The organism is Flavihumibacter sp. UBA7668 (assembly GCF_002483205.1).
Taxonomy (GTDB): Bacteria; Bacteroidota; Bacteroidia; order Chitinophagales; family Chitinophagaceae; genus Flavihumibacter.
Genome location: NZ_DLHM01000003.1, coordinates 129588 through 143629 on the forward strand (window position 1 = coordinate 129588; position 14042 = coordinate 143629).

The 14042-nt window shown below is 41.1% G+C and carries 14 protein-coding genes; 9 read left to right on the forward strand and 5 right to left on the reverse strand.

Annotation, left to right across the window (positions count from 1 at the left end; translation table 11 throughout):
• Nucleotides 1–6 precede the first annotated feature (6 nt).
• From B2746_RS06310 to moaCB, 8 genes are read left to right on the forward strand one after another with little or no spacing between them, the layout of a single operon-like run.
• The gene (locus B2746_RS06310; protein WP_290792008.1) at nucleotides 7–600 is read left to right on the forward strand and encodes a nucleotidyltransferase family protein; all 594 of its coding nucleotides are present in this window, start codon (nucleotides 7–9) and stop codon (nucleotides 598–600) included.
• On the forward strand, nucleotides 597–1586 hold the full coding sequence (gene moaA, locus B2746_RS06315; RefSeq protein ID WP_290792009.1) for a GTP 3',8-cyclase MoaA: 990 nt from the start codon (nucleotides 597–599) through the stop codon (nucleotides 1584–1586). Before B2746_RS06310 ends, moaA begins: the two co-directional genes overlap by 4 nt.
• Before the next feature lies 1 nt (nucleotide 1587).
• On the forward strand, nucleotides 1588–2769 hold the full coding sequence (locus tag B2746_RS06320; RefSeq protein ID WP_290792010.1) for a molybdopterin molybdotransferase MoeA: 1182 nt from the start codon (nucleotides 1588–1590) through the stop codon (nucleotides 2767–2769).
• A 9-nt stretch (nucleotides 2770–2778) separates the two neighbouring features.
• Nucleotides 2779–3516, forward strand: coding sequence for a sulfite exporter TauE/SafE family protein (locus B2746_RS06325; RefSeq protein WP_290792011.1), 738 nt, complete (start codon nucleotides 2779–2781; stop codon nucleotides 3514–3516).
• Nucleotides 3513–3755, forward strand: a complete 243-nt coding sequence (locus B2746_RS06330; protein ID WP_290792012.1) for a MoaD/ThiS family protein — start codon at nucleotides 3513–3515, stop codon at nucleotides 3753–3755. Before B2746_RS06325 ends, B2746_RS06330 begins: the two co-directional genes overlap by 4 nt.
• Nucleotides 3752–4882, forward strand: coding sequence for a HesA/MoeB/ThiF family protein (locus B2746_RS06335; RefSeq protein WP_290792013.1), 1131 nt, complete (start codon nucleotides 3752–3754; stop codon nucleotides 4880–4882). The genes B2746_RS06330 and B2746_RS06335 overlap by 4 nt, the downstream gene beginning before the upstream one ends.
• On the forward strand, nucleotides 4872–5315 hold the full coding sequence (locus tag B2746_RS06340) for a molybdenum cofactor biosynthesis protein MoaE (RefSeq protein ID WP_290792014.1): 444 nt from the start codon (nucleotides 4872–4874) through the stop codon (nucleotides 5313–5315). The genes B2746_RS06335 and B2746_RS06340 overlap by 11 nt, the downstream gene beginning before the upstream one ends.
• Before the next feature lie 2 nt (nucleotides 5316–5317).
• A complete protein-coding gene (gene moaCB / locus B2746_RS06345) occupies nucleotides 5318–6232 on the forward strand; it encodes a bifunctional molybdenum cofactor biosynthesis protein MoaC/MoaB (RefSeq protein ID WP_290792015.1) in 915 nt (304 codons plus the stop codon).
• Here moaCB and B2746_RS06350 read toward each other — a convergent pair whose 3' ends face one another.
• Entirely contained in the window at nucleotides 6233–8416 is a 2184-nt protein-coding gene (locus tag B2746_RS06350) for a carbohydrate binding family 9 domain-containing protein (RefSeq protein ID WP_290792016.1), read from the reverse strand.
• A 73-nt stretch (nucleotides 8417–8489) separates the two neighbouring features.
• Nucleotides 8490–9092: a MarR family winged helix-turn-helix transcriptional regulator gene (locus tag B2746_RS06355; RefSeq protein WP_290792017.1), complete on the reverse strand. Its 603-nt coding sequence runs from the start codon at nucleotides 9090–9092 to the stop codon at nucleotides 8490–8492.
• A 96-nt stretch (nucleotides 9093–9188) separates the two neighbouring features.
• Here B2746_RS06355 and B2746_RS06360 point away from each other — a divergent pair, with 96 nt between their 5' ends.
• Nucleotides 9189–11642, forward strand: a complete 2454-nt coding sequence (locus B2746_RS06360) for a TonB-dependent receptor (protein ID WP_290792018.1) — start codon at nucleotides 9189–9191, stop codon at nucleotides 11640–11642.
• Between the two features lie 11 nt (nucleotides 11643–11653).
• Here the strand turns inward: B2746_RS06360 and B2746_RS06365 are convergent, their stop codons facing one another.
• The 3 genes from B2746_RS06365 to hisIE are packed head-to-tail and all read right to left on the reverse strand — an operon-like array spanning nucleotide 11654 to nucleotide 14033.
• Nucleotides 11654–12277, reverse strand: coding sequence for a hypothetical protein (locus tag B2746_RS06365; protein ID WP_290792019.1), 624 nt, complete (start codon nucleotides 12275–12277; stop codon nucleotides 11654–11656).
• A 55-nt stretch (nucleotides 12278–12332) separates the two neighbouring features.
• Nucleotides 12333–13427 (reverse strand): TlpA disulfide reductase family protein, encoded by a 1095-nt coding sequence (locus B2746_RS06370; protein ID WP_290792020.1) that lies wholly within the window; start codon nucleotides 13425–13427, stop codon nucleotides 12333–12335.
• 9 nt (nucleotides 13428–13436) lie between these two features.
• On the reverse strand, nucleotides 13437–14033 hold the full coding sequence (gene hisIE, locus B2746_RS06375) for a bifunctional phosphoribosyl-AMP cyclohydrolase/phosphoribosyl-ATP diphosphatase HisIE (protein WP_290792021.1): 597 nt from the start codon (nucleotides 14031–14033) through the stop codon (nucleotides 13437–13439).
• Nucleotides 14034–14042: the final 9 nt, after the last annotated feature.

Genomic DNA, 14042 nt, shown 5'->3' on the forward strand with positions numbered 1-14042 from the left:
AAAACCATGCAGGGAGCAATTTTGTTATTGGCTGCAGGGAGTTCAAGCAGGATGGGTAAACCCAAACAACTCCTGCCCCATAAGGGTAGAACCCTGCTTTGGCATGCTGCAAATGCTGCAAAAATGGCGGAATTGGGAGAGGTATTAATAGTTACGGGTGAATTGGACGTTCATATTAGAATGAATTTGGCGGATTTGAATATTTCCTTTGTTCTAAACCCCAATTGGGCAGAAGGTATGGCATCCAGTATTGTAACCGGGATGAATTATTTAACAAATTTGCAACCAGTTCCGGATGCTGTACTAATCATGGTGGGCGATCAGCCCGCAGTAAATGAAGGCCTGTTGAAAAAATTATGGTTAAATTGGCAGGAAAGCGGGAAAGCAATAGCAGCATCCAGCTATGCCCAACAGGTTGGCACGCCTGCTGTTTTTGCTCAATCTCTTTTTAGTGAGCTGCTGCTTTTAAAAGGTGATACCGGAGCAAAAAAACTGATTAAAAAGTATCAGGATCAGGTTAGTCTGGTGCCATTTCCAGATGGATTACTTGATATAGATACGCCGCAAGACTATGAACAACTAAAGAAATCAAGTGAATGAGTACAATACTAACAGACAACTATAACCGATTTCATGATTATCTGCGGATTTCGCTGACAGATAACTGTAATCTTCGCTGCTTTTATTGTATGCCCGAGGAAAGTTATGAATTTACTCCCGCAAGCCGCCTGATGCAGGCGGATGAACTATTTTCTATTGCCAAACTTTTTGTTGACCTCGGTGTAAAAAAAATCAGGTTAACCGGAGGAGAACCACTGGTTCGAAAAGATGCAGGTGCTATAATACGTCAATTAGCTACACTGCCGGTTGAACTGACCCTTACCACCAATGGAACCAGGATAGCCCAATTTCTTCCACTGTTAAAAGAATCAGGAGTTAAATCGCTCAATATAAGTTTGGACACACTCAAACCCGAACGATTTTCTGTAATTACAAGACGCGACCAGTTTCAAGTAGTATACGACTCTATTCACCAATTAATGGAACAGAATTTTCATGTAAAAGTGAATGTGGTTGTTATGAAGGGCATGAATGAAGATGAACTGTTGGATTTCGTTGTCTGGACAAAATCCTCTCCTGTTCATGTTCGGTTTATTGAGTTTATGCCTTTCAGTGGTAATCGCTGGACCAGCAACAAAGTACTGACCTGGCAGGAAATATTGGAAATTGTTGGAAATGAATATCCCATAGTACCCATTGCCGGAGCGGCCCATGATACTGCAAAGAAATACCATATCCCCGGCCATGCGGGCAGCTTTGCAATTATAAGCACCATGAGCAATAATTTTTGTTCCACCTGTAACAGAATTCGACTGACAGCTGATGGAAAACTAAAAAATTGTCTTTTCTCCAGTTCGGAAACAGATTTATTAACACCATTCCGTAAGGGCATGGACATTAAGCCGCTGATTGAGAAGAACATCCGTTCCAAGAAAAAAGAACTCGGAGGGCAGTTTACCCAGGATTTTGAAAAAATAGAAGCTACCGAATTAACCAATAGAAGTATGATAACAATCGGAGGGTAAAATGGTAACAGTACAGGAGGCAAAACAACTTATTCGGGAAAACAGTCAGAAGCTGGACCCTGTTGAAATACCACTTATACAGGCAGCAGGACTTATACTTGCGCAGGATTTTATAGCACCCATTGATATTCCATCTTTTCCGCAATCCGGAATGGATGGTTATGCTTTTGCTTTTGATTCGTATAAACCAGGATCCCATTTGGAAATAATTGGTGAAATGGCGGCCGGTGTGCATGAAATGCTAGAAATTCCGGCTGGAAAAGCAGTTCGAATTTTCACCGGAGCACCTGTACCAAATGGAACCGACACAGTTGTTATGCAGGAAAAAACCAGCAGAAAGGATCAATTCCTGTCTATTAATTTTCCAGAAATGAAAAAAGGCGACAATGTTAGGCCCAAAGGTTCAGAAATCGGGAAAAATGCACTCGCATTACCTAAAGGTAGCCTGCTTAGTCCTGCAGCGCTTGGATTTCTTGCAGGGATGGGAGCAACAAATGTATGGGTTTATCCGGCTCCTTCCATTGCATTATTGGTAACCGGAAATGAATTGCAGCAACCAGGTAAACCATTGGCTTATGGTCAGGTATACGAATCCAATTCTATTGCAATTCAGGCAGCCTTGCAAAAAATAGGGCTTTCACTTCAAAAAATATATACTGTTCATGACAGTCTGGAGCAATTAACAAATGTACTAAATGAAGCAATCGATCAGCATGACCTTATTCTCCTGACCGGAGGTATTAGTGTGGGCGATTATGATTTCACGTTGCCAGCAACGGAGTCCTGCAAAGTGGAGCAATTATTTCATAAAATCAGTCAGAAACCGGGAAAGCCAATCTATGCTGGAAAAAAAGGAAGAAAAATAGTGCTTGCATTACCTGGAAATCCGGCATCGGTATTGACCTGTTTTTATGAATATGTAACGGAAGCAGTATCGGTTTTAATGCAAAAAAATATTCGACCTGAAATAAAAATAGTTCCTGCTGCTGGGCCATTTACTAAAAAAGCCGCACTTGCATTTTTTCTCAAAGGATATTATGATGGTGAGCTCCTGCATTTTTTACCTGCACAGGAATCATATAAACTGAATTCATTTGCGCAGGCTAATTGTCTGGTATTTCTACCTGCCGAAAGCATTGGTGTAGAAAAGGGAGATCAGGTTGAAATTCATTTAATACAGTAATGAAATAATATGGATGGACTGATACTTTTTTATGGATTGTTATTTGTTGTTGCCTTCTTATATGCATCGGTAGGCCATGGTGGAGCAAGCGGGTATCTTGCTCTGATGGCTATTTATGGATTTGCTCCGGAAGTAATGAAACCAACTGCACTTCTTTTGAATCTTTTTGTTTCCCTGATGGCATTTCTGCAGTTCTACAGGGGCCGCCATTTCAACTGGAAAATCTTTCTTCCACTTGCCCTTGCCTCTATTCCGCTGGCATATATAGGAGGTACGATGGGATTGGAAAGCAGTTTATATAAAAAAATACTGGGGTTCCTCTTATTGTTTCCAGTGGCCAGGTTTTTCTTTGTGAGGCAGGAAGAGGATCCAGACATTAAGCCATCCAATGTCGCCGGATCTGTTGCAATTGGTGCCGGAATCGGATTTCTTTCCGGTTTAATCGGCATTGGTGGGGGAATTATTCTATCTCCAATCCTTCTTTTGTTAAAATGGGCAGATCAAAAACAGACAGCAGCCATCAGTGCGCTCTTCATTTTTGTAAATTCGTTGTCGGGTTTAACCGGTCAGCTATCAAAAGGAATTCAATTTAGTCCCGAAATGGTGGGTATGGTATTGATTGCATTTGCCGGTGGCTGTATTGGTGCCTGGCTGGGTTCCTTGAAATTTCGGCAGGCTGTATTGAAAAATATTCTGGCTGCCGTTTTAAGTCTGGCTTCCTTTAAATTATTATTTACCAACGCATGAGTCAACAGGAATTAAACATACAGGTATTTGGCCAACTTGCTGAAATCATTGGAGGCTCAAGTATTATAATTCCCTTCATTGAAACTACAGGTGAGTTAAAGAACCGCCTCCTGCAAACCTATCCGGCGTTACAAAACAACAGGTTTGTAATCGCTGTAGATAAAAAAATTCAGTCCAATAATGCGACTATTGCTCCAGGAGCAAGTTTGGCTTTATTACCACCTTTTTCCGGAGGATGAAAACGAATAATCAACATATCAATAACCGCTACCAACGGCAGATAATTCTAAAAGGCTTTGGTCAGGAAGGGCAGGAAAAATTAGCCGGAGCCCGTATATTGGTAATTGGTGCGGGTGGTTTGGGATGTCCTGCTTTGCTTTATCTGGCAGCTGCCGGAATTGGAACAATTGGTATTGTGGATTTTGACCTAATTCAGGAAAGCAATTTACACAGACAGGTATTATTTAATGAAGCGGATTTAGGCCATTTGAAAGTTTCTATAGCAGCGCAGGAATTGAGGAAAAGAAATTCGGAAATCAATATACATGAATATCCCATTCGGTTGGAGCCGGGGAACTGTTTATCCATATTGGAAAAATATGATTTCATACTTGATGGAACCGATAATTTTTCTACCCGCTACATGATTAATGATGCCTGTGTGCTGTTGAAAAAACCACTGATTATGGGAGCGATATCACAATTTGAAGGGCAGGTTGCGGTTTTGAATGCAGTTGATGAAAAATCCGTTAACTATCGGGATATTTTTCCGGAACCACCCCAAAGCGGAGAGGTATTGAACTGTGCGGAAGCTGGAGTATTGGGGGTTTTACCAGGCATAATAGGTGTTCAAATGGCGAATGAAGTCATCAAATTAATTACCGGAATCGGATCCCCCCTGGTGAATCAGTTATATACCTATGATGCACTGACCAATAACTCACAGGTATTCGAATTAACAAAACAACCAGCCGCAGCAGAACTTCTACCTGCAACAAGAGAGGCATTTGAACAGACAGATTACGAGTGGTTATGTGGTGAAAAAAAAGGTATTGAAGAACTGGATATAAATCAGTTTTATACCCTCCTTCAGCTAGCCAAACTTCAGATAATTGATGTTCGGGAATATGGCGAAACGCCCATCCCCACCGACTTTGAATATATCCAGATTCCGTTGAGTGAATTGAAAAACAGACTGTCCGAAATAGATTCACCAACCGTAATAGTTTTTTGCCAATCCGGAATACGAAGTAAAAAAGCAGGAGAATTAATAAAGAATAAACATTCAGATTTGGTGAAAATATACAATTTATCAGGCGGGATGAACAAATGGACTTCTTTTAAACAAGAGAAAAATGCAAGCTAAAGAACCTAAAAACATCTTTATTCAGGGAGCAATCCAGCCCGGATTTATTGCTGAACAAATCCAAAAACACCAGACTAAAACTTCCATTGGCGGACATAGTATTTTTCTTGGCCAGGTTAGAGCAGATACCATTGACGGAAAATTGGTTACAGGCATCGAATACAGCAGTTATGAACCTATGGCCCTTGAAAAAATGATGGAAATCCGAGAATCAATTTTTTCAAAATATAAATTGACCTGTGCCCATATATATCATAGTCTGGGTATTGTTCCAACAGGTGAAATCTGCTTGTTTGTATTTATTTCTGCACCACATCGTAAATCAGCCATCGAAGCCTGTGCTGAATTGGTAGAAAAGATAAAAGCCGAGCTTCCGGTATGGGGAAAAGAATTATTGGGAGAAGAAGGTCATCAATGGAAAGTAAATAAATAAGCATGGTTTCGATAACACATAAATCAACGACTCTTAGAAAAGCAATAGCAACTGCATTGGTAACTGTTTCAAAAGAAACAACCATTGTAGCTATCCGCAACCGAACAGTTCCAAAGGGGGATATTTTTGAATTCTCGCGGGCAGCAGGATTATTGGCCATCAAAAAAACAAGCGATTTGATTCCGGATTGTCATCCATTACCAATTGAGTATGCTGGAATCAATTATGAAATAGACGGACTTTCCATTTTAATTCGTGTGGAAGTTCACACAATATATAAAACAGGTGTGGAAGTGGAAGCCATGCACGGCGCTTCCCTGGTAGCATTGACTATTTATGATATGTTGAAACCTATTGACAAAGGGGTTGAGATCAGTCACATTCGACTGGAGGAAAAGAAAGGTGGGAAAACTGATCTTCGTTACGAATTGGCAAGCGAATTAAAAACTGCAGTAATAATTTGTTCAGATAGTATTTCAGCAGGAATAAACAAGGATTTTACCGGAGAATTGATAATTGATAAATTGGCAGGTTTTGGCATTCAGCCACAAAAAATATCTACCATCGCCGATGATTTTGAAAGCATTCAGGCTATGGCAAAGGAACTGTCGAATGCTGGTTTTCAGCTTGTCTTATTTTCCGGAGGCACAGGATTATCTCCCAGAGATATCACACCGGATGCTATAGCACCCCTCCTTGACAAAGAAATTCCGGGCATTATGGAAACCGCCCGTAGCTATGGACAACAACGCATGCCCTATGCCATGTTATCCAGAGGAATTGCAGGATTTATAGGAGATATGTTGGTACTGACCTTACCTGGTTCACCATCTGGCGCTACGGAATCCATGGATGCCTTATTTCCGTCTGTGCTTCACGTATTTAAAGTGAAGGAAGGAAAGCGGCATGACCAATAGTTACAAACTAAACCAGTAGGTAAATTTTGCAACTAGTGCCCGATTTTTGACAGACATGTATTCAGGCAGGTAATTGTCTGTATAAACAATAAAAAAATCAGAGGCAGGTTTGTATCTCCATTGCAGCCGGGTATTCAGGTTTACATTTTTAGTCTGTTCATTATATTGACCAAATGCTGTAAAATAAAAGGTATTGGTCAGCGTAATATCAACCCGCGGTCCAACCAGCCAAAAACTTCGCCTGCCCCAGGTTCCGGGAATCCGTATATCATTGTAGGTGCTGCTCATGGTAATACCAACATGCGGCTGGAAACGATAACCGAATTCGCTGGTAAGCTGCAATCTGGTTCCCTCATTATAATAACCTCCATACCGGATATTGGCTGCATAGGTAAAAAGGCTTTTGGGTTTGGATATATATTCAATATAGGCAGTAGAGAAACGATGCTTTGTGCCTGTAGCCAATGAATCAGATCCTGTATTGGTTGGATCAAAAGGCATCAGCAATTCAATATAGGCGTTGGATAAAAAGGCATTTAAGACGGACTGGTTTCGGAAGGTTGTTCGATAGGTCAGACTGTGCTCATAGTCAGTTTTTCGAAATTGCTCATTGGCATAAAAAACAGTCTGCAATAACGGCCCATGGCTTAGCACCACTGATTTTTTCGGAAAGAAAAGAAAACCCGCCTGCGGATTTATTTTCACATAACCCGTTCGAGGCACATAACCAACTTCTGCCAGGAAATCTTTCCCCACATATTCATGCTGCCAGGACAGCAATAATTTACGACTGGTATAATTCAGGTTTGCTGCCTGGGTTATGGAACGCGGACCACTACCCGGACTAAAGGATTTCAATACCATTGCTTTACCTGTCCAGTAATTTCCCGGAGATGCCAGGTTATATTCGAAGCCGACTGTACGGTTGTATTGTTTGTGTTCTGGTGTAACCGGATCTTTATCCGGCACATACCTGAGGGATTGTTTATTAACAAAAAGAAACCCAATATTCGATCTTGAAAACACCTTTCGCTGCAGGGAAACAACGGCAAAATTCTGGGTTGGCAGATCACGATCTCCAACGGATTTGGTTTGCATATCCATCACTCCTATCCGCCAGTCCTTGTTCAATTTTCCACTTAGTCTGGCACCAAACTGAATGGGCACGTTAAGGCCAATTCTGCGAGAGAAGAAGGGCCGGATATTGGCATAACCGAAGTTCCCGAATATATCCGCATTCTCCAGAAAAAACTGTCTTCGCTCCGGAAAAAACAATTCAAAGCGATCCAGGTTAGTGACCTGACGATCCACTTCAACCTGGGAAAAATCGGGGTTTACAGTGAGGTCAAGATTTAATGAAGAAGTAATGCTGATTTTGGCATCCGCACCAATTTCTTTTCTGAATTCCGTTGGACTTCCTTTGTCGTAATCTTTGGAAATACCACCGAGCATGTATGGAATAAGTGAAATATTGGATCCGGTTGAAGGGGGAGGCGCATCCCAATTAAGGTTTCCCGTATAGGCCAGAGAAACGGTAGGAAACTGGCGTGGCACTGGAGCCCAGGAAGATTTTTCAAAGGTTTTCAAATCATTCCTGCTAAAATTTATTCCCCAGCTGGTCATACCTTCTTTATACCGGATCGATTTAAAAGGAACAGCTGCTTCAAATACCCAACGATCTTCATAGTTCACTACTTTGGAAATCCATTTATGGTCCCAGCTCAAGTCCATCTTTCCGCCTTCATAAATAAACCCGTCCCATTGTGCTCCGGCCGCATTGGCACCAAAGGAAAAGCCACTGGTTTTATCTTCAAAGGGGTCGAAGAAAAAAAGAAAATTATCATTTTTCTGGAAAGCAAAATCCCTACGCAATGATTCCACCACATAGTCACCGGCAGCCCCATGATAACAGGTTGCTATCAGGTATAGAAACTGATCATCGTACGCCATACGAACTTCTGTTTTCACATTGGCGATGCTGGTATCCATGGGCAGTACCATGAAAAAATCTCTTGCCACATCCGCCATTTCCCATGCTGGATCATTCAAAAGGCCATCAACCTTAACGGCTGAATTGGTTTTCTGAATAGCTAAATTATACTGATTGTTGACTTTCTGTGCTGCTACTGAACTGGTAAGAAATAGTATGCTGCAAAGAACCAGGAGCCTCCTTAAAAATTTCATGCCCGAATGCTATTAATCAATGAACAGGGTTTCTGTATGTGTTGCAGCGTTTGTCTAAATTAACACAAAATGGCTAATTCAGCTTCATCAATTCAGTCATTTGAAGAATTTCATGCCGATGGCTATGATAATTATCCAGCTTATTCAGCAGTTCTACCAGTATAGTTCGCTCCTCCAACGATAGCACCTGCAGGGCATCTTCCATACTGTTCATGGAATAAAACGTATGTAAAATCAATTTCTTCCCTTTTGCACTGATTGAGATGATACTGCTTCTGGCATCTCCCGGGTGTTTTTTTTCCAATATCAAACCAGACTTTTTCATCCGTTTCAATAATTCACTTCCGGTAGGGATTTCTATCAGACATTGTTTAAGCAGCACAGTTTTGGGAACATCCTGAATAAATAACAAACTTGCCAGCACTACTAATTCATCTTCACTGATGCCCGCGTTTTTTAAAAATGGTTTGGTCAAAAAATGCAGGAAACGCTGCAGCCGGCCTACCAGTATTGCAGACTGAATAGTTAATTCACCAGGTTCCAGATCAGCTTGAAAAGGAACTGTATCCAGTTGCACGCCCTCACCTTTTCTTATCAGCCAGATACCAAAATCCTGCGCTGTCGGATTATTTTGCCCCTGTAGGTATTCAGTCCATAAATTACTGATGCTAGCCATTCCTAAATTTACTATTATTTTTGCATTGAATTATTTTATTTCAATATTGAACTTTAAACCTTTTTGGTTGTTGTTAAATTTTAACCTCCATCCAATATGAATAAATCAAGCGGTTATATTACTAGAATTTTGGTATTACTGGCTGTATTTTACACTCAGGCAATAATAGCCCAGAACACCGGGAGCATTAGTGGTACAATTTTGGACAGAAATACGCAGAAACCAATTGCCGGAGCATCTGTGCTGGTAATCTCTACTACGATAGGCACAAGTTCCGATTCCATCGGCAGATTCAGAATAACAGGCATACCTGCAGGTTCCTATACGCTGCAGCTATCTTTTTTGGGGTATGCGGGTAAAAACATCAACAATGTGGTAATAACATCTGGGAATGAAAACAACCTGACCATCGAATTAGAACCCTCCGGTAAAGAATTAAGCGAAGTGCTTGTTACCGGAAAAAAAGCAAGTGCAAGAGCTACAAGCCTGGAAAGTCCGCTTAGCATCCAACGACTCACAACGGAAGAAATAAAAGCCAATCCGGGAGGAAATTTTGATATAAGCAGGGTTATTCAATCGCTTCCGGGAGTAGGCGGTGGTGCCGGAGGTGGTGGTTTTAGGAACGATATCATTATTCGTGGAGGAGCACCCAGTGAAAATGTGTTCTATCTTGATGGAATTGAAGTTCCTTTAATCAATCATTTTGGCACACAGGGCAGTGGTGGCGGGCCTCAGGGTATATTAAATGTGAGTTTTATTGAGGAGGTGAAATTGAGCAGTTCCGCTTTTGATGCCCGTTATGATAATGCACTAAGCAGTGTTTTCCAGTTTAAACAAAAAAATGGAAATCCAAATCGGTTGCAAGGCAATGTTCGATTGAGTGCTACCGAACTGGCTGCTACACTTGATGGTCCTCTTAGTCCCAAAACCAGTTTTTTAGTGAGTGCCCGCCGAAGTTATCTGCAATTATTGTTTCAGCTAATTGATTTACCCATCCGGCCGAATTATTGGGATTTTCAATTTAAGACTACAACCCGGATCAATAATAAAACTACCCTGCAGGTATTGGGGATTGGCGCCATCGATGAATTTCGTTTTGCTGCACCCAAAGAAGCTACCCCTGAAAAATTATATGCAGTCAATAGTAGTCCTTTGATTAACCAATGGAATTATACAGTGGGAGCAAGTATCAAGCGATTGACGAATCGCGGATTCTGGAACCTGGCTATCAGCCGAAATACCCTGAATAACAAAGCTGATAAATACCTTGATAATGAGGAGCCTTCAGAAACTACCAGAACCTTTCTCATAAATAGTAGGGAAACAGAGAACAAGCTGCGTTTCGACCAGACAGTTAATGTGGACAAATGGAAATTCACCTATGGTGCATCTGCCCAGTATGCGCAGTTCTCGAATGATTTTTTCCAGCAATTTCGACCTGAATTACGGGATGAGCAGGGAACTCTGATTCAACCGGCAGTTGAGTTGCGCTCTGATAATGCGCTGAATTTCCTGCGTTATGGTGCCTTTATTCAAAGCGGACGAAAAATCCTGAATGATCGCCTTGCAATTAGTGCAGGCATCCGTTTAGATGGAAATTCTGCAAAAAACGGCGTAGCTAATCCGTTTAAACAGTTCAGTCCACGGATAAGTGCCAGTTATGCCATTTCTGATCAATGGAATTTCAGCACCAGCTATGGCATTTATTACCGACTACCCAGTTATACCCAAATGGCTTTTGAGCAACTTAATACCGGACAATCAAATCCGGGTGAATATATTAGAAGTAGTCATATGGTAGCTGGATTTGAATGGCTTCCTTCATCTAATACAAGGTTTACACTGGAAGGGTTTTATAAGAGATACGGCAATTATCCGGTTAGCATTCTTGACGGAATCAGTCTGGCTAATAAAGGAACCGAATTCGGTGCCATTGGAAATGAACCCATTCGGCAGGATGGAAAAGGTCGGGTATTCGGAGTGGAATTCTTTGCGCAACAAAAATTAAGCAAACGTTTCTTTGGAGTTTTAAGTTATACGTTTTTCAAAACGGAATTCACCGGTCTGAATCAGGAATGGATTCGGGCCAGCTGGGACAATCGTCATCTTTTCAGTTTAACAGCAGGCTATAAATTGAAAAGAAACTGGGAAATCGGACTAAAATTCCGTTATCAGGGAGCCGCACCCTATACTCCATTTGATTTAAATGCGAGTCAGCTAAATTATCTTACTCTGGGAAATGGTGTATTTGATTTCAGCCGCACCAACACCCTTGAATTGCCTGCATTTCATGCCAGTGATCTACGGGTTGATAAAAAGTGGAATTATCGAAGATTTACATTGGATTTATACCTCGATATCCAAAATTGGTACAATTCTAAAAATCCAGGAGTACCACAATATACCTTTCGCCGTACAGCAGACAATACTGCATTTCAGACAACAGACGGACAACCGATTCAGCAGAATGGTTCCAATGCCATTCCATTTATCCTGGCGAATAATGACGGAAGCTTATTACCAACGATAGGATTTATTGTAGAATTTTAATAAGTTGATTTCTAGCTAAGATGATTGATCTCCCATTCAATGTTAAGGCGGGCCTGTGATTCATAGCGTGCATTAAAATAGGCTGTTTTATAAATTTCCGGCAATTCCAGAAAATGAAGCAGCACTTTCTTTCTTCCTTTCCGATATAAGAAATCAGGAAATATTTTATATTCTTTCCGTATGGCAGCTGAATAAAGCTGATACATTTCAGGAGTTTTGCCCAGAATGGCCAGGTCTGCATCTGTAAAATAATTAATCGCATCCAGGGAAGAAACGATATGACCTTTAGTTGCCAGAATAAGTTGGCGAACCAATTCAATTTTATCCGGCAGCCATCCTAATTCAAGTAGTCTGGAAACAGCCAAATCTGCGCTTCTATCTTCATTGTCCTGCCGGCGTATGGAATAAATTACATCATGGTAGACGATTGCCAGTACAACTTCCGGCCAATAAGAATGAAGTTCATGGCAGGCTTTTAATTCAATCAGCAACTGATCAAGGTGATCAAGGTTATGATAAAAACGCGCTTTAGAGGAATAGGCCTTTTCTATTTCTGTCCAAAGTTGCATCTTTTGTATTTCATCTGCAACTCCTTGTAACTGCTGAAAAAACTCCCTTTTAATTCCAACTTCCATTGTTCCTCCTTTTCGCCTTGCACCTTTCACCTTTCACCTTTCACCTTTCACCTTCTTACTCACATCCCAACAACTCACATAATTTCTGCTGTAAATCTTCTCCGCGAAGATTTTTGGCAACAATTATGCCCTGTGGATCAATTAGCAAATTCTGCGGAATGGATTGAACTTTGTATTTGATGGCAACTTCATTCTGCCAGTGTTTTAAATCGCTGACCTGGGTCCAGTCCAGTTTATCGTCTTCAATAGCTTTCAGCCATTTGTCTTTATTGTTATCTAGAGAAACCCCCAAAACTGTAAAGTTTTTATTTTTAAAGCGTTCATGAGCAAGAACAACATTCGGATTTTCCTGCCTGCAAGGGCCACACCAGCTTGCCCAGAAATCAATTAAAACATATTTACCACGAAAGGAGGAAAGATCAACAGGTTTGCCTGCCGGATCAGCCTGGGTAAAATCAAGAGCCGGAGAACCAATCTGTCCAATTTTGCTATCTGCAATTCGGGATTCTAAAAACCGTCCATAAAAACTTGATTTAACAGCTGGAGTAAATGTATTAAAACTCTTCTCAACCATTGTCGGATTTTCAACAACCTGAAGAATGGTAGCCCACATAAAAGGAGCCACTACCTGGTCCTTCCGCTGATCTGCGAAGCTAACAGCAGATGATCCAAGATCCGCAATCAGTTGTTTATATTGTGTCATCAGACTATCCGTAACGCCTGAACGATTGGCTATTTCAGAAAGCTGAGAATACGTTCGGAAGTAAGGTTCAAATTGTTTTTGAAATGCAATAAAGCCGTCATGTGCACTGGAACCATTCAGACTCAATTGCTGGATGGCATTGATATCCCCTGCCAGTTGCATTTTTTTATTTTCTAGAAAAAGCAGTCCTTTTTTGTCGGATGGTATAAAAGAAATATGATACAATTTAATATCCGCAAGCTTTCCTTTCAATTCAAATTGCTGCTGTTTTGAAATTGCTTTTGCGAGCGTATCGGTGGGTTTATCGGGATCCGTAATTGCTACCAGAGATTTATCTGGCAAGCCCTGAATTGATCCTGAAATGTAAAATCCAGCATCCTGAGAAAATACATTTACAGAACTGCAAACCAGCAATATCAAACCGAGGGCAGAGGAAACTAATTTCATAGGGGACATTTATTTTGCGTGACGATCCTTCAGAATATCAAGGACATCCTGTAGCCGGAAGCCTTTCGCGTTCAGCAGAATCAGGTAATGAAAAAGCAGGTCAGCCGATTCATTCAGAAAAAGCGCATCGTTATTATCCTTTGCTTCAATTACTGTTTCCACGGCTTCCTCCCCTACTTTCTGTGCAATTTTATTTAAGCCTTTTGAAAACAGCTTGGCTACATAGGATGCATCAGGTGAAGCCTGTTTTCGTAAATCAATGATATCTTCCAGATAAAATAAAAAATCTTCGTGGTGATTCCGTTCACTCCAACAGGTATCTGCACCGGTATGACAGGTAGGTCCGATTGGATGGACTTTAATCAGTAAGGTATCCTGATCACAATCAACTGCCATAGATTTCAATTCCAGAAAATTTCCGCTTTCTTCCCCTTTTGTCCAGAGGCGCTGTTTGGAACGGCTGTAAAAAGTAACCTTTCCGGAGGTTTCAGTTTGTTGAAGGGCAGCTTCATTCATAAAACCCATCATCAATACTTTTTGGGTTGTATGATCCTGAATAATCGCCGGAACCAGTCCATCCGGATACTTCTGAAAATCAACTTTCATACCGCAAAT